General features: G+C 46.2%; 19 protein-coding genes. 11 read left to right on the top strand and 8 right to left on the bottom strand.

Translation table 11 applies throughout. From position 1 onward, the window contains the following. The first annotated feature begins 18 nt into the window (after positions 1-18). Positions 19-546, top strand: coding sequence for a DUF6933 domain-containing protein (locus tag J0L70_RS30325; protein WP_287457084.1), 528 nt, complete (start codon positions 19-21; stop codon positions 544-546). Between the two features lie 40 nt (positions 547-586). On the opposite strand, the gene J0L70_RS30320 is transcribed toward J0L70_RS30325, so the two are convergent. Genes J0L70_RS30320 through J0L70_RS30290 form a run of 7 tightly spaced genes read right to left on the bottom strand, consistent with a single transcriptional unit; the run spans position 587 to position 6522 of the window. Beyond that, positions 587-1132 (bottom strand): ATP-binding protein, encoded by a 546-nt coding sequence (locus J0L70_RS30320; protein ID WP_287457083.1) that lies wholly within the window; start codon positions 1130-1132, stop codon positions 587-589. A 5-nt stretch (positions 1133-1137) separates the two neighbouring features. After that, positions 1138-1590 (bottom strand): ASCH domain-containing protein, encoded by a 453-nt coding sequence (locus J0L70_RS30315; protein WP_287457082.1) that lies wholly within the window; start codon positions 1588-1590, stop codon positions 1138-1140. 46 nt (positions 1591-1636) lie between these two features. Beyond that, positions 1637-2932: a hypothetical protein gene (locus J0L70_RS30310; RefSeq protein ID WP_287457081.1), complete on the bottom strand. Its 1296-nt coding sequence runs from the start codon at positions 2930-2932 to the stop codon at positions 1637-1639. 14 nt (positions 2933-2946) lie between these two features. Beyond that, complete coding sequence (locus tag J0L70_RS30305; protein ID WP_287457079.1) at positions 2947-3939, bottom strand: hypothetical protein; 993 nt, start codon at positions 3937-3939, stop codon at positions 2947-2949. Positions 3940-3961: 22 nt separating this feature from the next. Next, entirely contained in the window at positions 3962-4594 is a 633-nt protein-coding gene (locus J0L70_RS30300; RefSeq protein ID WP_287457077.1) for a DUF4186 family protein, read from the bottom strand. A 30-nt stretch (positions 4595-4624) separates the two neighbouring features. After that, positions 4625-6085 carry a helix-turn-helix domain-containing protein gene (locus tag J0L70_RS30295; protein ID WP_287457076.1) on the bottom strand — a complete coding sequence of 487 codons (1461 nt, stop codon included), beginning with the start codon at positions 6083-6085 and terminating at the stop codon, positions 4625-4627. Then, complete coding sequence (locus tag J0L70_RS30290) at positions 6076-6522, bottom strand: DUF6932 family protein (RefSeq protein WP_287457075.1); 447 nt, start codon at positions 6520-6522, stop codon at positions 6076-6078. Before J0L70_RS30290 ends, J0L70_RS30295 begins: the two co-directional genes overlap by 10 nt. Positions 6523-6681: 159 nt before the next feature. Here J0L70_RS30290 and J0L70_RS30285 point away from each other — a divergent pair, with 159 nt between their 5' ends. From J0L70_RS30285 to holA, 10 genes are all read left to right on the top strand, one after another. Then, positions 6682-7503: a PD-(D/E)XK nuclease family protein gene (locus J0L70_RS30285; RefSeq protein WP_287457074.1), complete on the top strand. Its 822-nt coding sequence runs from the start codon at positions 6682-6684 to the stop codon at positions 7501-7503. After that, positions 7500-9704, top strand: coding sequence for a Piwi domain-containing protein (locus tag J0L70_RS30280; protein ID WP_287457073.1), 2205 nt, complete (start codon positions 7500-7502; stop codon positions 9702-9704). Before J0L70_RS30285 ends, J0L70_RS30280 begins: the two co-directional genes overlap by 4 nt. A 222-nt stretch (positions 9705-9926) precedes the next feature. Further along, positions 9927-10544 (top strand): hypothetical protein, encoded by a 618-nt coding sequence (locus J0L70_RS30275; RefSeq protein WP_287457072.1) that lies wholly within the window; start codon positions 9927-9929, stop codon positions 10542-10544. Positions 10545-10546: 2 nt separating this feature from the next. Further along, positions 10547-12604 (top strand): DEAD/DEAH box helicase family protein, encoded by a 2058-nt coding sequence (locus J0L70_RS30270; RefSeq protein ID WP_287457070.1) that lies wholly within the window; start codon positions 10547-10549, stop codon positions 12602-12604. After that, on the top strand, positions 12594-14771 hold the full coding sequence (locus tag J0L70_RS30265; RefSeq protein WP_287457069.1) for a hypothetical protein: 2178 nt from the start codon (positions 12594-12596) through the stop codon (positions 14769-14771). Before J0L70_RS30270 ends, J0L70_RS30265 begins: the two co-directional genes overlap by 11 nt. Before the next feature lie 438 nt (positions 14772-15209). Further along, positions 15210-15596 (top strand): hypothetical protein, encoded by a 387-nt coding sequence (locus J0L70_RS30260; protein ID WP_287457068.1) that lies wholly within the window; start codon positions 15210-15212, stop codon positions 15594-15596. A 53-nt stretch (positions 15597-15649) separates the two neighbouring features. Continuing rightward, positions 15650-16960, top strand: a complete 1311-nt coding sequence (locus J0L70_RS30255) for an ATP-dependent DNA helicase (protein ID WP_287457067.1) — start codon at positions 15650-15652, stop codon at positions 16958-16960. Positions 16961-17004: 44 nt separating this feature from the next. After that, complete coding sequence (dnaN, locus tag J0L70_RS30250) at positions 17005-18345, top strand: DNA polymerase III subunit beta (RefSeq protein ID WP_287457066.1); 1341 nt, start codon at positions 17005-17007, stop codon at positions 18343-18345. A 24-nt stretch (positions 18346-18369) separates the two neighbouring features. After that, a complete protein-coding gene (gene dnaX, locus J0L70_RS30245) occupies positions 18370-19749 on the top strand; it encodes a DNA polymerase III subunit gamma/tau (protein WP_287457064.1) in 1380 nt (459 codons plus the stop codon). An 85-nt stretch (positions 19750-19834) separates the two neighbouring features. After that, positions 19835-20782, top strand: a complete 948-nt coding sequence (holA, locus tag J0L70_RS30240; RefSeq protein ID WP_287457063.1) for a DNA polymerase III subunit delta — start codon at positions 19835-19837, stop codon at positions 20780-20782. A 65-nt stretch (positions 20783-20847) separates the two neighbouring features. Here the strand turns inward: holA and J0L70_RS30235 are convergent, their stop codons facing one another. After that, positions 20848-21633: a hypothetical protein gene (locus tag J0L70_RS30235; protein WP_287457062.1), complete on the bottom strand. Its 786-nt coding sequence runs from the start codon at positions 21631-21633 to the stop codon at positions 20848-20850. Positions 21634-22074: the final 441 nt, after the last annotated feature.

Below are 22074 nucleotides of genomic sequence, written 5' to 3'. Positions count from 1 at the left end.
CTGATAGAACTGCACCATATGCCCGTGATTCGTTGTACTCAGAAACTGCTGACTGAAATTGGAAGCTCTGGAGCCGAGAATCCGGAGTTGTCTGATTTGCCGCTAGATGAATGGTATGCCAATTTGGTCATTCTTGATCGCCAAAAATGCGTGGTGTTTATCAATCCAGCAACTCTATTTGTCGCGATCTCATATGGCAAGCGGCGGAATGAATTGCGACAGCTTCAGCAGATTTTGATGGAGAGCTTACGGCAGGCTCTGACGGCTGAAGAAGTTGAAGCGGGCGTGATCGATCGAGTGGTGCAACGCTTGGAAGCGGCTCCTATTGCCGAGACACAGGATCGAAAAACGCTCGGCTGTTTGAATGATGTGATTCGGCATTTCAAATGGCTCAGTGAGCGGGAAGTGCCAGAAACAAAAATAAAGGGTGTTGTAAAAATGCTGAATAGAATCCCGTGGGTAAGAACACAATTTGGCTACGCTTTGATCCCAATGGAGCAGATTCTACACGAGTCATTTGAGTGGAGCGGACGATTTGAGAAATAGTATAAAAAATGCAAAAAAGTTAGGTTTCAAGAACCTCAAATTAAGAACATTGTGACTCAAGCCAATTACTGATCTGTTGAATAAGAATCTCCAAAGGTTGAGTGCTACTGACAATCAGATCAGATTTTTGGACTAAATCAGTTTTCACCTGCTGTTCCGTGGAGTCCTGCTCTAATTTTTGGTGTTTTTCTAAGCTAGTTGTTCCTCTTTCAAGAAGGCGGGCTGATCGCGTTACTTCGTCAACGCTGGCGAAAATTAGATACAGATCTATTGGGGCAACAATTTGTCTTAAGCAATCAAGAACCTCCACATGCCGAATGCCATCAACAATTATCGGCTGTCCAGCTTGCCACTGAGCTTGGGCTAAAACTGCACGACAAAATTTCCCTGTGTCTCTTTGTAGTAGCTCTGTGCCGATCAACTGTAGAGATTCTCTCGATTCTGCAAGTCCTTGATTCCGCGCAACTGATCGAACATAATCCCCAAAGCTCACATAAGACCATTGGAAGGATTGTGCAAGTTCTCTAGAAAGCGTTGACTTTCCACTGGCAATACTGCCTGAAAGAGCAAGAACGGCTGGCTTCATAGGGCTTAAATTTCGAGATTTAGTTGCTGATCACCACCAGGCTGTAAAATGACCCAACCTCGACGATCACGCTTTGCAAAGGGAATGGGTTCGATAGCTTTAACAAACTGGACTCTCATTAAAGTTGCGTAAGAGGCAGCTTGTCGCTGTTGCCAAAATTCGGGGTCTTGAGCGCACAATGCCTGAGCAAAATCACGTTGAATCGTTTCCCAGGATTCTGGATCAAGCTCGTAAAACCAGCAATGAGTCACTTGACAAATGCCAACGATTGGACCGGAGGATTGTTTGAGTAAAATGACATCTCCTTTCTCAACCTGGTTATAGGGTGCAAATCGGCGCGTAGCAAATCGGGATTCTATCGTTTTCTTGCCCTCTAAAATGAACTGGAGATACGGTTCTACGAACACCCCTAGATGTAATGTGAATGGCAATGCAGCCTGCTGAGGTAGAGGAGACAAATATTGTTGCCAAAATGAATCCCCCTCCACGGCAGATCGTAGCTCACTAACTAGCGGCAAGAGAGAAGTTTGTATTGTTCCAGTAGTCTTCAAAGAGTAAGTTCTCCTTTTGTTCGGTATTAATCAACGACAGGATCTGCCTGGTTGTTTCTGAAATGACCTCTGCCTCGCTGGAATGCAGAGATCGCTTCAGAAATGCTTCCACGACATCATGCGTTTGGCTCCCGGTCGAAATTGCCTGTAAAACCTGAAAAAGTATACTGCGTCCTTGACATCTAAAAATTCGATTGCCAGATGTCCAAACATCTGCTAGACCTCGCCGAGAGTCCCGACGACTGACAGAGGTAAGAACATCACCAGGCAGAATGGGCACTAACTTTGAATCGCTAAATTCTGAATCAGTCCAAGGACGAACGCGAATTCGTATCCCCAACAGATTAATCTCCTCCCAAACATCCTGTATCGCCACCGTAGGACGTTGAACTTGTGTCAACCTTACCCGGCAAAAGATCGCTAAATCCCCTCGTCTCCAATCTCGCCGTACGGGAGGAACACCTGCGACTCTAAACGCATTACGCTCAAAGGCAGGAGTCAAGTAGGAGAGTGACAACTTCTCTCGATCGACCAGTTCAAGACCAAGCTGGTTTGCCCAAATTAGCAAGTCACTCCATTCTCGATCGATGCTAGGTCTAGTACCAATCGGTGGAAGGCTTACTAAAATATGTCCGCCCAGACTACAAACTTGACACGCATTCCAGAGAAATGCGTGAATATGTTCTGGATACCAAGGAGGATCTAGAACTACTGCACCCGCCGATAAAGTTACTGCTGCGTCCTTTAGGAGGTCACAGCAGGTGACTTGAGTGCAAGATGCTGTTGAGATCAAGCAATTTGTCATGGTTCGATTTGCCTCAAGCAAAATCATTCGCCGGTGAGACATGGTACGCGCACCTCGAAACAAGCTAGGTGTTCCAAGTAGTACTATAGTATCATCAAAAGCTGTCATTTTTTCAACTTGCTGCAACAAATCATTAACACTTATGTCAGTGAATCGCCAGTCGAAATCTAACGGATGTGGCAGCGGCAATCCAATTTGATAGCGTGAGGAGTCGAATCTTGTCTGCTTTCGTCTTGTTGGAGCAAGCAATTGTGCAAACGTTCGCTGAGATAAACGGGCATGAGCATTCAGTCTTTTCAGTGTGTCAAATGCGATGACCGGATCAACACTTGGTAGTGCATCAATCAACTGACTAAATGTGTCAATTCCAGATACGATCGCATCTAAAATCCAGCGTTCGACAGCTTGTTCAAACGCTTGCGTCTCAATTTCTGTCATTGTCATAAGAGTTTCGTTGTTCAGAGGAGAATATCTGCAATTGATTCAGCGCGTTGGGTGCTAGAGAAACGGATTTCTAGCTCTGTCTGCCAAGCCTCAATCGCGAAGTACTGGTTTTTCGTGGCTATTTCCCTTGTCTCATCTACGCGGTCTTGAACTGGTGTAAATGCTTGGATCTCCAGCGGGATTGTCCGGAGAGGAAGATTCTCGTGTATTGCTTGAAGTCGATCAACAAAATGCTTCATTTCTGAACTAATGTCATCCTTTTTGGGCGATGTAAATGTGGCATAAGCGTAAAGGTCAAGTCCTATGTCCAATAATCGCTTCATCAGCTGGAACTGTTGGTCAAAAAGAGCAGCTTCAGCACCTGTATTAAATGCAAAAGACTGAGCATTAAAGCCTTTGAAGCAACAGACGCGACCATAGTTAGGGTAAGATGCCATGAGTTCAAGTTCCGCATCTGATAGAAAGCGCCAAAGGTAATCGTTACTCAGGTTGTCGTCAGACCAAAGATAGACCTGGAGATCGAGTTCTCGCTCTCTCAATTCAGTCATCATCCAAGGAACCCACTCAGGTACTAAGTCAGGTTGCCCTCCGGTCAGGTCGATCATAGGAGGAGGATCAGGTTGATCAAGATATAAATCGATCAAGCGAGATGGACTCATCCAATCTGAATATTTGCGATTTGCAGCTAGTAGTTCAAATGGGACATAGCAATACCAGCACCGCCAGTTACATGCTGCACTTTGAAAAACTTGCGCTCGAATCATGTCAGTCTCTGGAAGATCTAACGCTTTGCAAGCCGGGTCGATCGGCAAAGGGTTCGATAACCAGCGATTGCTGCTCGATCGTCGGAAATGACGAACACGCCCAAATCCTCGGCAGTTCGGAGATTCCGTCAAATCGTTCTCTTGTTGCGTGTTGTAGAAATTTGTAATCAGCAACTGTTTCTCATCTAAATTCACAGATGCTTTTCGATAACGTGCAGACAAAGCCTCAGTGTCAATCACCATTACAGCGTTCACTCCGTCTGTTTTAAGCTTTAGTTTCTGTTTTGCTAGCCTTGTTCCGAATTGGTGGAACCTTCTCGCCTTCGTTTGTTAAGAACGGAAATCGTTCACCAATAAATCTCATTCCCAAATTGGACAGATACATTACCTCATGTTCTGTTAACGATCGCCCTTTAGGAATGCCATACCAATATTCCATACACTGCCGACAACAAGAAGCAGTTGCATGTTGAGCAAAATGAATGGCATTGACCTTGGATGAATTCTCGACAGGAGTTTGACGACCATCGAATTCATCAGCAGGAGAACCAACAGATTTGCGAATTCGCTTTTCTACTACTGCCTCCATTTTACTGATGCCTATACGACGGGCATAGTTTTCGACTTTTTGAGGAATCTTGTTTGTCCAATAATATTGTCGAATACGTTCATTTCTCAAAGCAGCGATCGTGTAATCAATATCCTCAAGATTGAGCTTCTGGATTCGCTCTAAATCAAAGGGGGCAGATTCATCACACGATCGACACTGTCCTACGACATTGGCTGCTTTTTGTTTCCGTGAGGGCTTGTAGCAGTGCTGTCCATTTTTGCAATCCGAGCTAGTACAGGTCAGTTTAAGAGGCTTTAATTCCTCTTCAACATTCCAATCATCTGACATCGCGTTTAACCTCCATCACTCCTAAAGTATTTACTGAGCTATGGGTTCTGACAACGCTCTCATCAGAAGGGTCTGATCCACTTCATTCAGAACTCCAAAATTGATTTTCTCCAGGAGTACATCGCGAGCAATCTGCCAAGGATCAATTTCTTCCGTTTGCAGATTCGTTGCAGCACCCCACCAGTTTTCATCTTGAAGCGATAGCCGATATGCCATGTAGTTCGCTAAAGCTCCAACCGAAACATCTTCCCTGGCAGCAACTTTGGGAACAACACTTTTGAGACGTTCAATGCTGCCTTTTGCTTCCTCAGTGCAAATCTTAGCTAATTCTTCTTGACGACCCTTGAGCAGAATATAGTCACCAAATCTTGTAGCAGTTTTTTCTTCTTCTGTCTCCTGTCGTTCTTGAGCAATATCTCCCTCTTCAATCACTGTTCTCTCAGGTCGTTCTGGTTCTTGAGCAGCGTGCCAAAGTTCATGAAAAAGGTCAAGTAGCCAGCGGGCTGAGGACTTAGTTCGCTGCTTCAGAACAATTACGTTACGACCATTAACTCGCCAGAAGGCTCCATGAAATGCCCCTGCATCTTGGAGTGGAAGAACAGGAATCCCTAAACTCCAGACATACCTTAGAGCATTTGGAAACGTTAGCTCACCATATAGGGAACAAATTGCTTCACGAACTTGATTTGGGTTTGTTGGAATCGGTTGAGTTGGCAAATCTGCTGTCGCTTCTAGAACCAGCAAAGCTAAGAAGTGAGCATAGACCGTGTAAGCATTTAATCGTTGTTGATTTGCTTTTGCTGTGACTTTGAAGTGAACGGCTCCGAGGGGAGTTAAATCAAGTTGAAGTGGTCTGGAACTAAATAAATCAGCTAGTGACCATCCAAACACTCGCTTGAGCGAGATCGCAGCACGAAGTACTAGACGATTAGCCGAAGTCTCCTCGGCTTCTTCTGATTGACTAGAGCTTAAAGGTGGGAAGAAACGGCTGAAAATAAGATCGCGATCGATTCCAGCTTGACTCAAACGATTCAATAAGTCAGCAGGCGAAATTCTGGGCAGCAAGATTTCCTCGCGCACTTGAATCCCGATCGCACGACTGACCTCTACTAATCGTGCAAAATTGGCAGAGGCATACTCTGTTTCCTCATAACGCTGAATCTGCTGCTCTTTCAATCCCAAGCGTTCCGCCAAATCTTTTTGAGTCAAACCCGCAGCAATCCGAGCCTTGATTAGGGCACGTGGCAGAGCTTCTAGCGAATCCAATTCCAGTACTGCATGTTGCCCACTTTTCAGTGCCTCATATTCTTCGAGTTGGGCACGTAGTTCAGCTATTTGCGACTCCATCGCCTCTCGTTCTGCTTTTTTGAGCAGAGGATGAACAGACGGTTCCGATTGAACTGAAGTCGATAGTTGAGCAAGAGCATCTGAGAATTTTTCAATTTGAGCCTTGGTAATACGGTATTGCCGCTCATTTTTAATCATGACCATATCTCCCACAATTTCAGGGCAACAATGCCTTTGGGGTTCCCTGTGACCTTATCAATCTGAAAAAACTCTAGAAACGTTCTTCCGCTCACTCCTTCAGCTGTCTGCGCCGGAAAAAGCTCGCCCAGATACTTCACCTTCTGAGCAATCCGACCGTTATCGAATTTCAGTAACAACGGATCAAGCAGAGTAAGATCCACATTCGTCATGTCCCAGCAAATATCAAAGTCAGTAGGGTATTCCTTGGTTGTCACAAAACTACCGTCTACATAGACGACTTGGCAGTAAGCTCTTCGTAAATTGTCCAAGGCAGATTTCATCCCTGAAAGAAGTTTCTGTCGGTGCGAATTGTGCCCAAATCGCTCAGCAAATTCTTGCCATGACTCTGCGGGGTGTATTCCGGGTGGTAGCAAACCATTCTGATTAAAAGGTGGAATCATGACACAACAATATCCTTGTGTTCCCATGCTATATTTTTAACACAACGATTTTGTTGTGTCAAATATGCGTTTTCTAAAAACGTCCCCAATTCGGGTTCAGCCTTGAAGACTATATTCGGGCGAAGCCTTGGTAATCAACCATGTGAGGAGATTTTGAAAATGGGAAAAATCTGGCTACCCTTCGCAAGCTACAACCTGTGGTCACTATTCGCACCAGCGATCGGACAGGAACATTGGCACTGCGACATGAAGCGGGGCTACACCAAAGTTCGGAAGCGAGAACCTGATGTGGCTGCGATTTTGGCTGAAGATAGCGTTCCTCAAAGGATTGGCTTATTGGCTCAACAGGGAATTTATGAATTTCATGCAGACCCTTGCCGCCTCAAGAATGCGGACGGAGTTACCCAGGTTTCTGAAATCTTGAAGCTCAACCAAGAATCAGAGCAGGTGCGAGAACGCTTGATGCGGATTTTGACCCAGTATTATGAGAATCCTGTTCTTTGTGGCAAACAAATTTTTAGCTTGAGTCGAGGGGATGAGGGATTCCCAGAACCAATTAAGCTCTACTGCGAAAACACAGCATTTCATCTGTTTGCTGCGATCGACTGCATTCTGCTTGAACCAGATGGCACACTCCATATTTTGGATCTCAAGACAGGTCATTCCGATTTTGATGAGCGGCAAGCCTTTGTTTATCTCCTAGCTGCTAGTTATTTGTTTCCCCGTCAGAGAGCGATCGCTTCTTTTTATAATCTTGAACTTTGCAAATGGTCAGAACCTGTTACAGCAACCGCCAGCCAGCTTAATGCTGTTCGCATTGAACTGGCGCGGTTAGCTCAACAGCATGACGTAGAGAAGAAACTGTATCGCAAGAATCCTGCGGAGTTCGATCGTATCTTTCCGCCAACTTTCGGGTTTCGATGTCAACGCTGCCAGTTCAACTCGATTTGCCAATTTTCTGTTCAGGAGATCTCTGCATGACTACTGTTACCCCTGCCTCTTCTCAGGAAGTTGTTTTTCTCAGTGAAGTATTTCCACTATTGATCGCGCGACCCAACCTCTTCATCTATGAGGTGATTCCTGAAATTGACCAAGAAGCTGGCAATCGCCTAAGTTTTCATCTTTCACGAAAATTAGAACAAACGATGGTTGTTTGGCATGAGAATCAACTATGGGCACTTGTCTCGACGCATCGGTCTCCTCTGCCGCAATTACAGACCGCGCTTTCAGTCACTCAGCAAGAAATTCCCGATTTATGGGATCAGCAGCTTCGGATTCAGAAAAAGAGTGATGCGATCATGTCACAGACAGTTTTATCTAAGCTGGCGTTTCAAATTTTGAGGATCATGCGCCCCTTTAAACCTGTTTTGGTTACGTCGATCGCTGGATTAGCTGTAAATCGCAAAGTTAAATTTTGGGCAGAAACAATCGAACTTCAAAGCGTAGTTCGCCCCGCATTGACATTAGCTATTCAAACGGAAATTACATTTGCAGGAAATTTGGCAGATTTTTACGCTAGTCATGCTGGTCAGGGAAGTCCAGAAAATCTTTTGCTCGATTTGCCTGTTCAAGATCTTGATTTAGGCAGCAGTGGCAGAGTTATTAGACTTGTCGGAAAACTTCGAGAACATCGCGATCGTCTTCTTAAACTTGTAGAAGGTGAAGCAACACGCCGTGCAATTCAGACTGCACCCGATGATCAGTTTGTGGTCGCAATCCAATTTGGCAAAGGAAAGAAACTCTTTCACTACCCACTTGCTGCACTGCGCCCTTCCATCACAGTTGAAACAGCAGGAAGGTTTGGCTTTGACTATGGACAGTTTTTGCGCTTTACAAAAATTCCCCATGCAGAGCGGCAACAGCTACTCGCAACCGTTAAAGCGCAAGCACTGAAGGCACTGCTTCCCTATGGCTTTGAAATTCAACGAAGCTTGAACAGTCTGGAACATCCTGAACTCTTTCGGCTGCCAACAGTTTCCGTCGATCAAACCCCGCTCCTATTCGGTCAAGGAGTAACAGGTGTTCGTGGGCGTATTCTAAATGGGTTATCGACTGGAGGTGTTTATCAACGTCATGCAAATTTCAAGCCAGGTCTTATTCGGATTGCTGCGTTGAAGTTGTGTGATGGTAGCGTCAATGCTTTCTTAGAATCTGTTCAGCAACGGCTGAGGCGCTATGGATTTGAAAGCGAAATCATCGATCGTAAAGCTGTTTCAGTGACTGATCTCAGTGCTGCTGAGGCGAGAGCCGTACTAGAAAAGGCTGTGAATAAGCTCATTACAGTTCCGGTTGATATTGTATTGACCTTTTTGCCGCACAGCGATCTCACAGCAGACGATAACGACGGCGGTAGCTTTTACCATCTTGTTTACTCACTGCTGCTGCGCCGAAATATTGCAAGCCAAGTCATTTACGACGACACGCTAACCCAGGTTGAACACGGTCAGATCCTTAATCAAGTTATTCCAGGGCTATTGGCGAAATTAGGAAATCTGCCGTTTATCTTGGCAGAGCCATTAGAAATAGCGGACTATTTTATTGGTTTAGACATCTCGCGATCGCCAAAAGCCAAACTTGCTGGAACTCTAAACGCCTGTGCCAGCATTCGACTTTACGGTAAGCAAGGAGAATTTATTCGCTATGTTTTAGAGGACGCGCTGCTAGAGGGAGAAGAAATTCCGCAGCGGCTATTGGAGCGACTTCTACCAGCGACTCTGGAAGGAAAGACAGTTTTAATCTATCGCGATGGGCGATTCTGCGGTCAAGAGATCCCACATTTATTAGAAAGAGCGCAAGCAATCCACGCTAAGTTCATTTTGGTCGAGTGTCGAAAATCAGGTATTCCAAGGCTTTACGGTTTCAAGCAGAGAACGCTAATTCCTCCAGTACAGGGGTTAGCTCTAAGGTTATCCTCGCGTGAGGCTGTGTTAGTAACAACGCAAGTTTCTGAACGAGTTGGACTAGCTCGTCCTTTACGTTTGACCATACATGAAGCGGGACACACTATACCCATCGAGCAAGTCATTGAAACGACGCTGAAACTCACCCTACTACATCATGGGGCATTGAAAGCACCTCGCTTACCGATGCCAATATATGGTGCGGATCGGGTTGCTGGGCTGCGGCTTCAAGGAATTTACCCTAGCAGTTTACTGGAGGGCGATCGACAATTTTGGCTCTAGGGGAAGTGATAAAAATAACTTGAAGCAATTACCACAATTCTTCAACACAAGGCATAATTTATTAGTCTGCCAGGATGCTTGGTAAAGATTAAAACAAGAAAGCGGCTGAATTCTATCCTGATACTATCTAAGTAAAATCAGCAGTACATAGAGTGGATCTGGTAGCCGATTAACGCTCAAGCTCTTGGTTGCGATTACCCTGGTCTATTTAGGAAAAGCAACATGACGAAATGGTATCGACGACTAGCAGAGGTTCCAGGTGTTCAGTATCAAGGCAGTCCTGATGTCATTCGATCGCGGTTGCCAGAACACAAGTCGGTTCCCGAAATTAGTACGTTTAACTTCGACGGCAAACAACACGATTCCATCATGTGGACGACTCCGGAGGGCAGCACCTCAGCTTCACCTGCACATCGCTGGCAAACTCAGCCCCAACCTAATGAAACTAAAGGACAAACGGCTCTCAGACAACTTCACGAGACACTAGAACTCCCAGGTATCTTGAGCGATTATCATTTTGCCATCCAAAATTGCCACCAAACCCTTTGGAAACAACGCCGAGAAGAGCCGTGGATACTTTCTGAGGTTGAGCGCCTGTGCTGGCTAGATATTCATCTGGTCGAGGCACAGCCTACGATCGCATTTTGGGAAAGAGAAGACACAACCCACTCGATCTCAATTCTTGCATTTGGGCAGTTGGTTCGATTATATGAGCGCGAAGGAAACCTTTACGAAGCCTTGGCAGTCGCGCAACGAGCAGAACATTTTCAGCAAGGCAAATATCACCTAGAAAACCTTCAGCCTCGAATTGCCCAGTTGGAATTAGAGGCTGAAGCCTAACCGTGTCTCTTGATCAAGCACTGACATCAGATTCTTTCTTGGAGTACGCCTTTCTCCGGTGGGTTCTCACACCTGCTGTCAACGACTCTATTCAAGAATGGGTGATTCCACAGCAAAGCGTGACTGTTCTCGGTCGCACCTATCGAGTAGATTACGCGATCCGAGGGCGAGCGTTGAATATTGCGATCGAACTTGATGGCTTCGCTTTCCATGTCGATCGCAATGCGTTTAGCTATGATCGCCTCCGCCAAAATGACCTTCATGCGGCAGGTTGGCTAGTCATTCGGTTTTCCTACGATTCTATTCGACTAGATACAGCTCGATGTGTCGCTCAACTTCAATCCATCTTGCGTCGCGATCCCCTGCTAACAACTTTTTTGATTGAAAATCCTGTGATTGAACAACCCGATATGGAACCGAACCCACTTTTCAGTGTTTCCCCCTTGCCAAGTTCGCCTTCTGAAAGAAATAACTCATATTTTGATTCCATTCGGAACAAGCTGAACCTCAAGACACTGCGCGATTGCCAGAATGAAGCGTTAGCTGCCTTAGATGAATACTTCAGAGATGGAAATCGTCGAGCTGCTTGCGTCATGTCAGTTGGTGCAGGGAAAACTGCACTTGGCGTTGCGACTTGTTTAGCATTCGCCCAATGTAGGGCAATGGTCATCACTCCAGGCAGCGTTATTCGAGGCACATTCGATAAAGCGTTCGATCACCAAGCGTTGGGCAACGTTTTGTATGGTTTACGAGGCGGTCCGCTCATACCAGGTTGCAAGCCTCCCCATGTTTTGACACTTGATCGAGAAGATGGTCCAATCAGACTGATTCAGAGTGAGGATTTGCTAAAAGCAGATGTCATTATCACGAACTTCCACTCACTAGGCAATGGTGAAGATGAAGATGATTTGTTGTTTAAGCTGGAGTCTAGCGATATTGATTTCATTGTGGTTGATGAAGCTCATATTGCCGCTTCAGAATCCTATCAGCGAGCATTTCAACATTTTCCCAACGCTCGTTCTCTGCTGATGTCTGCTTGCTTTCAGCGGTTAGACGGCAAGCCAATTGATGCTGATGTTGTCTACCGCTATCGCTTGATTGATTCGATCGCGGATGGACACGCCAAAAATTTACGAGTTCGGCGATTTGCGCCTGAAGTTGAGCAAACAACTTATGAGATGCTTTGGTCGAATGGGAGCCGTGAAGAGATTACGGGACGAGAGGCATTGCTGGAATTGGTGAAAGATGAGCGTAAGCTAGCCCGAATTACTGCTAAATCTGATGCTTCAATTCGTCAACTGATGCGAATTGTTCGGGCTGCTTTAGATGAGCAAAGTGCTCTACTGTACCCCGTTAAACCAAGAGTTTTGTTTTCAGCCCTGGGCGAACGTCACGCTGAACAAATTGCTAAAATTGCCAACGATTACGGAATTGCTTGCGATTATTTGCATTACTCCATGACCGAATCGCGTCTTCGATCCATTCGAGATCGATTTGAGCAAGACTCTGGCGATCTACAGGGGATTGTTCAGCTGAAGATGCTAGGTCAAGGTTACGATTTTCCACCGATCACAATCGTTGTACCAATGCGCCCTTATGGTAGTTTTAGCGAATTTTATCAATTCATAGGGCGAGGCATTCGCGTCTTACAACATCCAGCATTGCTTGGACGGGTTGATCCAGAGCAACAGTTCCTCGACATCATCTACCATGCTGAGTTTGAGCTAGATAGTCACATCGAAACTATCTATCAGGAAAACGACATGGACCCGCTAACTGTGCGTGAATTGCCTACTGACTGGCAACTGCGTTCGTCTGAGGAGGAATTCTCAGGAACTCGTGGAAATGATGTTGCGGCTCGTCCTGACACATTCGTCCTCTTTGAACAAGGGGAAGTTGATCGCCGAATCGTGCATGACGAAGAACGAATTGGACAACGAAAAGCAGAACGCCAAGAAGAAGCTCTTGCCCAACGCTATGCCACTTATGCTCAAGCCAACCCAAATCCCGTCTCATTTGAGCAGTTTAAGCAAATTATGAGGTTATTGCATGAATCCTAGTCTTGACACATTTGGGCGAAGAGCAAATCAAATCGAGTTGATCGCTGAACTATTAGCGATGGAAGCTGAAGCAGCCCCAAAGGGATCGTTTCGCCAATTAGACGAAATCATTGGCAATCTCTTCATCAGAAGCTTGCGAGGAGAACGAATCGCAACAATCGTCCAGGATGAGCTGAAGGTCAATACAGTCAGTATTCATGGTCTTAGTGATGAGCAGCGAAGTTTCCTGAACGCTACATTCGGCTTGGAGAATCAACAGTCACGGGGAGCTTGGTTTTTGCCAGAAAGCGCAAACCTTCGTGTTGGAATACTTGCTTTACCGTGGGCATTTCGCGAATACGATCGCTTTGCAACAGGGATTGTGCTAGAAGAACGAGGCAAAGTGTTGCTTAAAAGTTCCGCAGATGCCGTTTTTGTTTGGGCGATTTTAGACCCCCTGTTCAGTGCGCTGTTTTCACCTTTTGAACTTCGCGGCAATCTCTCTGGAACTTTAGAGCAAGAAGAAATGCTCAACCGATGGGATGAGATCGATAACTTTTATCAATCGCTTGGTTTTCATGTAATCGATGAATTAGCTGTTCTGCGCTGGGGGAGAGGATGGCATAAATTACGAGCGACAGAGCAGCTTGAAGCAAAGCGAAAATTACTCCAAGCCCTGGAACAGCAAGCTCAATACCAGATGGCTAGTTTTTATCGAGCATTTCGGGTGCAAGAGTTAATCAAAGGCTACTATAAAAAAGCCAAACGAGATGCACGGGTGAAGCGCAAACAGGCTGTAACCAAAGCTTTAGCTCCGACACTGGCAGCATTCTTTAGCGGTGACTGGCTGGCATTTTTAAACTACCTAGGCGAAAACCCGCATCCAGAAGAACAAATTGTAACAGCGTTGCCTGAAGTTCGACCATTTATTGGGGGTGCTAATCGTGCAACTGAGATTGCGGAGCTTCAAGGAATTCCAGTTGAAGAAATTGAGCGTATCGCCGCAGCTTATTGGCAACAATCAACTGGACAATCTCCTGTAGAACAACGAGTGAATGTTCTAAAACAATATTGGTCGGTCTTCGACAACATCCATGCTCTCCAAACCGTTGGAATGCAGCCGCTTTGGGGACTAGTTGAAGATTATGGCGTATTCTACTTTGATGATGTAGTGCAATCGCCCTATCAACCACAGCTTTATCAAACGCTTCTTCCCAAAGACCTACTGAGCGAAATTGAGCGCCTATGGGGAACTGAAATGCTAGCGAAATTTCCCGACAGAATTGTGAGTATGTTATTTCCCCATGAACTGATGGCAGAAACTTTAGGACCTGCTCTCAAGTTCTGGCATGGTTGTGCCTTAACTGCTTGGTTCCTATGCGAAGGACCTTACTCTCGCACAGATATGGCAGGACTAGCACATTACTACCGTCGAGAAATTGCGGTTCTGGAAACGTTGCTTACTCCAATCGATCTAAAACTCTTTGATGAATTGATCCAAGCAGAAACACAACTGGGACCATCTGAGCCTATTTACCAATCTGAAGAGCTATCATCGATCTCAACGGGTGACTTGCCTTTTACAGTTCGCACGGGTCTTGGCAGCCGCAGATCTGGATTTAAAGAGCTACGAGATATCATTACTTACTATCGGCGGAACTGGACGGCACAATTTTTCGATCGCTACCTACGCACCCGATGGGAATCTGAAATTACAGAAGCGGGGCGGGTTTATCATCTGCTACTTCACGAACGTGGTGGAAAACCACCGACGCTCAAACAGTTCGCAAAATCAGCCGTAGTTGTGACAAACCATTGGTTTGGAGGAAATGTCAGTGGATTGTATGGAGCTATCCAAGAAAAAGCCCCAGTTCAGCCGCAGTACTTCAAACGGCTACCTTCCAATAAAGGTGACTTTGCTAGAGCGGTTTACGAAGCTATTCCTCCACATCTTCCTCAACCGATGTCTGAGGAGAGCAGAAACAATTCATATCAGCTCCTGCGCCTCAAAGGAGAGATGGCAAACTTAAGCTTGCGCTACATTCAGTTAGAAGAAGCACTGGGTAGAGTGCCTGAGCCTAGAGAGATAGGTCTGGAAAAATTGAAGGAATATGGACAACTCTTAAATCAGGATTTAAGTGAAGTTTGGACTGTTTATACAGAGGCTATTCAAGCAGCAATGCGATGAAGGAGGAGCTAGAGCAATGGTCTGAAATAAGCTAAAAGAAGATTATGGGTAACAAAATTGGTATAACTCAACTAGCACTTAATGCTTCAATGTTAGGATAAAGCCCATTGAGTGCAGCAATTCTCATTATGAGAACGATTCTCATGCAAATCCGCTTGTTTGAAGGATTTGGGCATCTGAAACCCCCATTCCTTCGTTAGCGATCCAGACTCAAAGCCTGAATTTCTAGTACAAAAGCTTCAAAATGAGAATTGCTGCATTGAGTGTGACTCCACCACAATTTCATCAATGTCTACATCATCTAACACATCAACAGCAAGATGGCTAATTCCAGGACAATCACGCTTAGTAGACCACAGAGTGATACCAATCCATAACTGTCAAATTATACTCAAGCGAAGTGGCGGGCATTCGGCTCACTTTGACCCTGCTGATCGGGTGCCTTCTGTTGAACTCTGGTTTCATCAGCCTATTCAAGGAGCAACTGCCTATATTCCTAAAGTAAAGCAAGGCAAGGTGGTATTAACTCAAGTCACAGAATCTGCTCAAGTGCAAGATTGGGCGCAAGTTCAGTGGCTAATCGTTGTGACTGGCGATGCCGCGATCGCAGTTCGTCGCCTTATCCTCCAACTTGCTAAACAGAACACTCCCAATCCACCTGCTCCCAAACAAGCGAAAACTACTCCACCCGCCCCCAAACCGATTCCAACGCCTGATGCTCGCAAGTACCAAATTATCGTCAAAAATCAGCCCAAACCACGTAGGATCGATGTGAACGTGCTGGATTTTATTGATCCAGAAATGCTGGATTTAGACGACGATTAGCCTGAGCAAAAATCGCTACCGCCTCAATCGACTTGATGAATTGAGGCAAACCCTTGGCTCTAGATACTGCGATCGCGCTAACTGAGCAGCAACAGCAAGCCGTTCAAGCAATCCAAGCATTTTTGGTAAACCCTGACCAAAAACTCTTTCTACTAGCAGGCTATCCAGGAACCGGAAAAAGTACCACGATCGTCCAACTCATCCAAGAACTGATCGTTAATCACCAGCAAAAGGTTGTCCTGACCGCACCCACAAACAAGGCAACAAGCGTTCTCAAGCGCATGGCATCTGAACAAACCTTGCGAATCGAATGCATGACCATTCATCAACTCTTGGGACTGAGTGTGGTCAATCGGGGCGACAAGCAGCTAGAGCGCACCAGTCCTTCTCACCTCGAACGCTTTGATTTAGCCGTGATTGATGAATGCTCGATGATTAATCAAGGACTATGGCATTGGATTCAACAAGCGATCGAACAAACCTGGATGCAAACGAAAATTCTCTTGATGGGCGATCCGGCTCAATTGAATCCTGTTAATGAAGGGCGATCGCCGAGTTTTAGCATTCCCAATCGAATGACTTTGACTCAGGTCGTTCGTCAAGGCGCTGACAATCCCTTAATCACAGTTCTCAAGCAATGTCGTTCTGCGATTAAACAGCAAACCCCGTTTCACCCTGTCCAGCAGAGTACTCAGGTTCGAGAAAACGGAATGGTGCTGGTTCGTCCGACCGCTCTGCTGAACTATGCTTGCAAGCGAGTTCGACACTTCGAGGTGAATCCCAATCAATTCCGAATTTTGTGTTGGACAAATCGGCGGGTCGATCATTACAACGCGATTCTGCGTCAACACTTGTACGGAAAAGATGCCCCTCGCTTTGTCCCGAATGAGCGAATGATTACTTTGGCAAGTGCGATCGCACCCAATGGAAAAACGATCGCTCTACCCACCTCGATCGAATTCACAATTACTAAAATCGAGGAGAGATCGCATGAGGGATACCGCGCTTGGTGTTTGACGGTGCTACCTGAAGGGTATGACAGTCAGCGACAAATCTATGTGCTACACGAAGACGAGCAAGCTCGGTTTGAGCATGAGGTAGAGAGATCGCTGCAAAACGCCAAACAAAATCCTTATTTGTGGCGCAAATACTATCGTCATCTCGAAATCTTTGCTCAGATTCGCCCCTGCTTTGCACTCACCGTTCACAATGCCCAAGGTAGCACCTTTGAGGAAGTGGGACTTGATGGAGTCGATTTGCAAAAGCGATTAGATGGCACAAAGGCTGGCATTCGGGAATACAATCGGCTGTTTTACGTAGGAGCAAGTCGAGCAAAACGAAGAGTTTTGGTCACAAAGTCGTGAGGCTACCGCCACGAATGCAAGACTTTTGTAATCAGTTTTTCAATATGACGACACAAACACCGATCAATGAGATCGCTGGCGCGCAGTCTAAATCGAAGCGGAAACGCTCCACTCGTCGAGCACAACCACCACAAATCGGGATGAAGCTGACCGTTGGGCAAATTAGCTTAAGTGAAGCACTCGCGTTTGTCAAAGCTGTCGTGCCCAGTAAGCCACTTCATCCAGTGCTGGCAAATGTCTTAGTTGTTGCCGAGCAGGAGACGCAGCAATTAACGCTGACAACCTCAGATATGGCGATCAATCTCTCTGCCAGAATTGAAGCAACAGTAGAACACGCGGGGGCGATCGCACTTCCCGCAGAAGTCCTGAGTGCCGTGGTGAGCAAATGTCCGGTTGGATATTTAACACTGGAATCGATGGAATCTGGAAACAAGCTCACAGCAACGCTTCAGGATCGGCAAGGCGGTACAACCGAAATTCGCGGTATGAGCGCAGAAGAATTTCCAGAGATTCTTCACGTTCAGAGTTCACCTGTTTCTCTTCCTGCGAAAGTGGTACAAGTTGGATTGAAAGGCGTTCTGTTTGCCGTTAGCACTGATGAATCGAAACGTATTCTGACTGGCATTGAATGGCAATTGAATGCAGGGACGCTCTGTTGTACGGCAACCGATGGACATCAAGTTGCGTTTGTGAATCTGGAAACGGACGGGATCGGTAGACGCAAGCGGAAACAGAGATCGGAGTTGATCAGTTCCCTGGTAGTTCCCGGTCGAGCGATCAAAGAGTTAGCTAGAACGGTGGATAAAGTTGAGGCTGAAACCCAACTTCAAGTTACAGTCGATCGTGTAGAAGAAAATGCTGCAAAGCGAGTACAGTTCACTATCGCAGCATCTGGGATCTCAAAGCAAATTGTTTGTCAGTGTCTTGAAGAAGTCTATCCAGATTGTTTAGCATTGCTCGATCGATACGAGTTCGATACCACGATCACAATTAACCGTTACGCTCTCATGACCCGACTAGAGCGGCTTTCCGCACTGACCGACAAGAAAGCGAAAGGTGTGAAGTTCACTTTCAACCATGAAGCACAGAAAATTGAGTTGCTGATCGAGCGAGAGTATGGCAAAGGCAAACAGATTATGGATACTGAAGTCCCAGAAGAACTAGAAGGGTTCGAGATTCGGTTCAACCTGCAATATCTGATGAATATTCTCAAAGCGATGAGTAGTTCTGCACTCAAGCTGGTGATGAGTAAACCCCATACGCCTGCGAAAGTCGAATCCACAGGAGATTTTGAGATTCCTGAACTCGACATGACTGCAACTTACTTTCTCATGCCCATGTGCAACCTTGATGAAGTGGGCGACGTTCAATCCAATGCCTCATAATCAATTTCTACAGAATTTAGAACGATGAAGAATACTGCATTGCATTTAGCTTATCGCCCCCAAACACTCGATGATTTGGTCGGACAAGTTTACACTCAACGAACACTGCGAAACGCGATCGTACTCCAACGCATTGCCCCTGCTTACTTGTTCACCGGACCCAGAGGCACAGGCAAAACCAGCACTGCCCGCATCTTTGCCAAATCTCTCAATTGTTTGAGCGACGATCGTCCAACCCTGACTCCTTGTGGCGAATGTCAATCTTGTCGCGCGATCGAAGTCAGCAATAGTCTAGATGTGACTGAAATTGATGCAGCTTCTCATAACGGCGTAGATGATGCACGAGAACTGACGCAACGAGTGAATCTCGCACCTGTTTTGGGAAGATACCGAGTTATTTTGTTGGATGAGGCTCAGATGCTCACTTCTCAGGCACAAAACGCTTTACTCAAGTGCATTGAGGAGCCACCAAATCATGTTGTCTTCGTTTTGTGTACCACTGAAGCCCATAAGGTTTTACCGACAATCACAAGTCGATGTCAACGGTTTGAATTTCGGGCGCTGTCGGTGAAAACGATCGTCAAACATCTGCGATCGATTGCTGACCAAGAAGCGATCCGGGTTCAAGATGAAGCCTTAGTTGAGATCGCGCGATTCTGCGAAGGTGGATTACGTGACGCGCTTCAATTACTTTCCCAAGCTCGATTACTGGACGATGAAGTCACCGCCAGTCAAATTGTTGAAATGGCAGGTGGCTTGATTGAAGCAGATTTATTGCAGATGATCGATGCAATCGCACAACAGGACACTTTCGCATTACTACAAACGGCTCGTCACTTGATCGATAGCGGCAAATCACCCAGGCTGATTCTCAACAGTTTACTTCAGGTTTATCGGGACTTATTGATCGTGCAGGCAGATGTTCAGCAATCGACCTTGCTCACCAATTCAATCAGCAGAAAACATCTCGATGCTGTTGCACAACGTTGGAGCCATGCCCAAATTCGAGCAGCACTGGCACAACTTCAGACCAGCGAAGGGCAACTTCGAGTCAGTCCGAATGCTCAAATCTGGTTAGAAGTCTGTTTGCTGAACTTGATTCCAAACGAATCAGCAGCGATTCCGTCACTATCCAAGCACCCTCAGCAGAGCGGGAATAGACAGAGTTCAGTCGCTAAAATCTGGCAGACGGTGATTGAGAATGCACCGGATAATGCTAAACCTCTCCTGCGAAAAGCGCAATTGCAGAGCTTTGATGGTTGTTGTGCAGTGCTAATCGTCGATGCAAATGCGCTTAATAAGTTTGAAGCGAATCAATTTAAGATCGCTCAAATGATTCAGCGGAGTGCCAGAACAAAGCAAGCCGTAACTGTGATGTTTCGAGTCACGGCTACCGCTGTTTGAACCTTGGCGAGAATTTCCATCACCCGTTCTCAACTTCTGATTTTGGTAGGGGTTGAGAACGTTTCTTTACGCGGAGACACTTGCAATGCCATTATTTTTGCTCATTGGTCAAGATCAGTACCAGATTCAGCAGCAGATTACGAAATTGAAAGCGCGACTGAATGCTGATTGGCTGGCATTCAATGTTCATACCTATCCTGCTGAACAATTGAGTGATGCGATCGCAACCGCTCGGACTGTTCCTGTATTTGATGATCGACGACTTGTATTCGTTGAGAACTGTCAGTTTCAGCAGTTTACAGAGCGGCATTTTGAACTTCTGCAAGATCTTGCTCTCCCTGCTCAAACAATTTTGGTGTTTACGGGACATAGCATTGATAAACGGTTGAAGATCGTGAAACTGTTGCTGAAGTTAGGCAAGCTACAAGAATTTGACACCATTCCACCGTGGCGGACAGATTTGATTGAAGGTGCGATCGCGCTTCAAGCCAAACAGCAGAATCTACGTCTTTCACAATCTGTCATTTCTTACTTGGCAACAGCGATTGGAAATGATCGTGCCCAGATCGATACTGAAGTTGCAAAATTGTCGATTTATGCGGATGGAAAGGCTTTAACATTAGCCAATGCTAAATGCTTGGTTCCTAATACGCAAAGTAGCGCGTTACAACTTGCTGAAAGTATTAGAACTGGAAACACACAGAAAGTCGTGAATTTAGTCACTCAATTGCTATTGAGATCGGAAGCACCATTACTGATTCTCGCAACTTTAATCACTCAGTTTCGCACTTGGCTCTGGGTTAAAAGTGCCTTAGCAAGTGCAACACCTCTGAGAGATACGGAACTGGCTGACTGTTGCGGTATTAGCAACCCTAAGCGGCTCTACTATCTGCGACAAGAAGTTTCGGAAATTTCAATTCAATTTCTAACCCAGACTGTTGCTGAGCTATTTAGTCTAGAAAACCATCTCAAGCAGGGCGCACTTCCCGAGGTGATACTTCCTGTTTTAGTAAAAATAGCAGTGAGACAGTAGATCTGAGGCTGAATCAAAGATAGATATGGCTGTCCCTCAGATCTACCGATGCAACGGGCTTGCTGCTAACGGGTTCGCCAATAATTCGCCGTCATGAAGTGATGCCACTGCCTGTCATCACCCAACACCTGCGAAGATCCAATAAACGCATAGGGTGGCTCCATTTTGATCAATTCAGCAACCCCAAGGGCGCCCGGATCGTCTAGCCCCGTTGCGCCTGCGGATAACAATCCTGCAACGATCGGATCATTGTTCAAAGATCCCTGCTGTAAGCGAAATTTCAGCCGAGGGAGCGTAAACGAAACCTGTTCGTGTTGTGGATCGGGTACTAATTGCCCGTTGGTTTCCCGTTTCGCTCCCCGCAAAAACGGCGGACGTAACACCACGGTTGTCAGCAACAGATCGAGCGTAAATCCAGTGGTCGGATAGTCCGAGGGTGGTGCATCGTTTGGGTTCGTGTCATAGGCATTGATCACCGCAGCCGCATTGGCAAAGCTTCCCCCCGCTCCGATCGCTGCCACCGCAGTCGAGACTTTTTGCGCGGCAACTCTTGGAACCAGTAATTGAAAGTCGAGTTTTGCATCGCGAATATCAATCCAAGGATCGCGACGGGATGCATCGGTTTGCGGGTGATTCTCTACATTTGACCCCACGATCGACATATTGGTCGGATCTAGCGCCAAATTTCCTTCAAAATCGACTACGCCGCGAATCGTGATTCCGTTTTCATCGATCGCGATCTCATGTTCTGCAACGCGCAGGATGGATAACAGCGCGTGCCACTGACCAAACGTATCTCCTTGAAGGACGTAGGGCGATACTAAGTCAATTAGTGAAAGCTCAAACGGCACATTCCCTCCTTAGCTGGAAAACGCACCAACAAAGTCGTCACTTGCTAAGGCACGTCAATAGCAGTAAATCAGACACAAAACTTCTCAGGAGAACTCGCAGCAAGACACGCGCACAGAGCCTCCGTTCCCAACGCTACAGATTGATTAACCAGATTGATGAAGTAGTGGTACGCCATGCGGTACGCATGAATCATGCTTCAGAGACGGGAGATAACAGAATGGTCGCGCAACTACTTAGAACTATCTGATACCGTGATGATTCGCTTCACGATTTTAGCGCTCCTGGCTAGGCGACGATCGCAGGTTCTCGAATCGGTAGTGTTCTAGATATGTGGATATATGGCAGAATGAAAACGATGTGTTAGAGGGCTGAGTCGAGATGGTCCTAGAACCTGTTCAATGTCCCGATTGCCAGAGTGTGGATGTCGTTAAGCATGGTCG

The organism is Leptolyngbya sp. UWPOB_LEPTO1 (genome assembly GCF_017302695.1).
Classification (GTDB): domain Bacteria; phylum Cyanobacteriota; class Cyanobacteriia; order Leptolyngbyales; family Leptolyngbyaceae; genus Leptolyngbya; species Leptolyngbya boryana.
The sequence above is the reverse complement of the archived record's forward strand: the minus strand, read 5'-3'. Positions and strand labels throughout refer to the sequence as shown.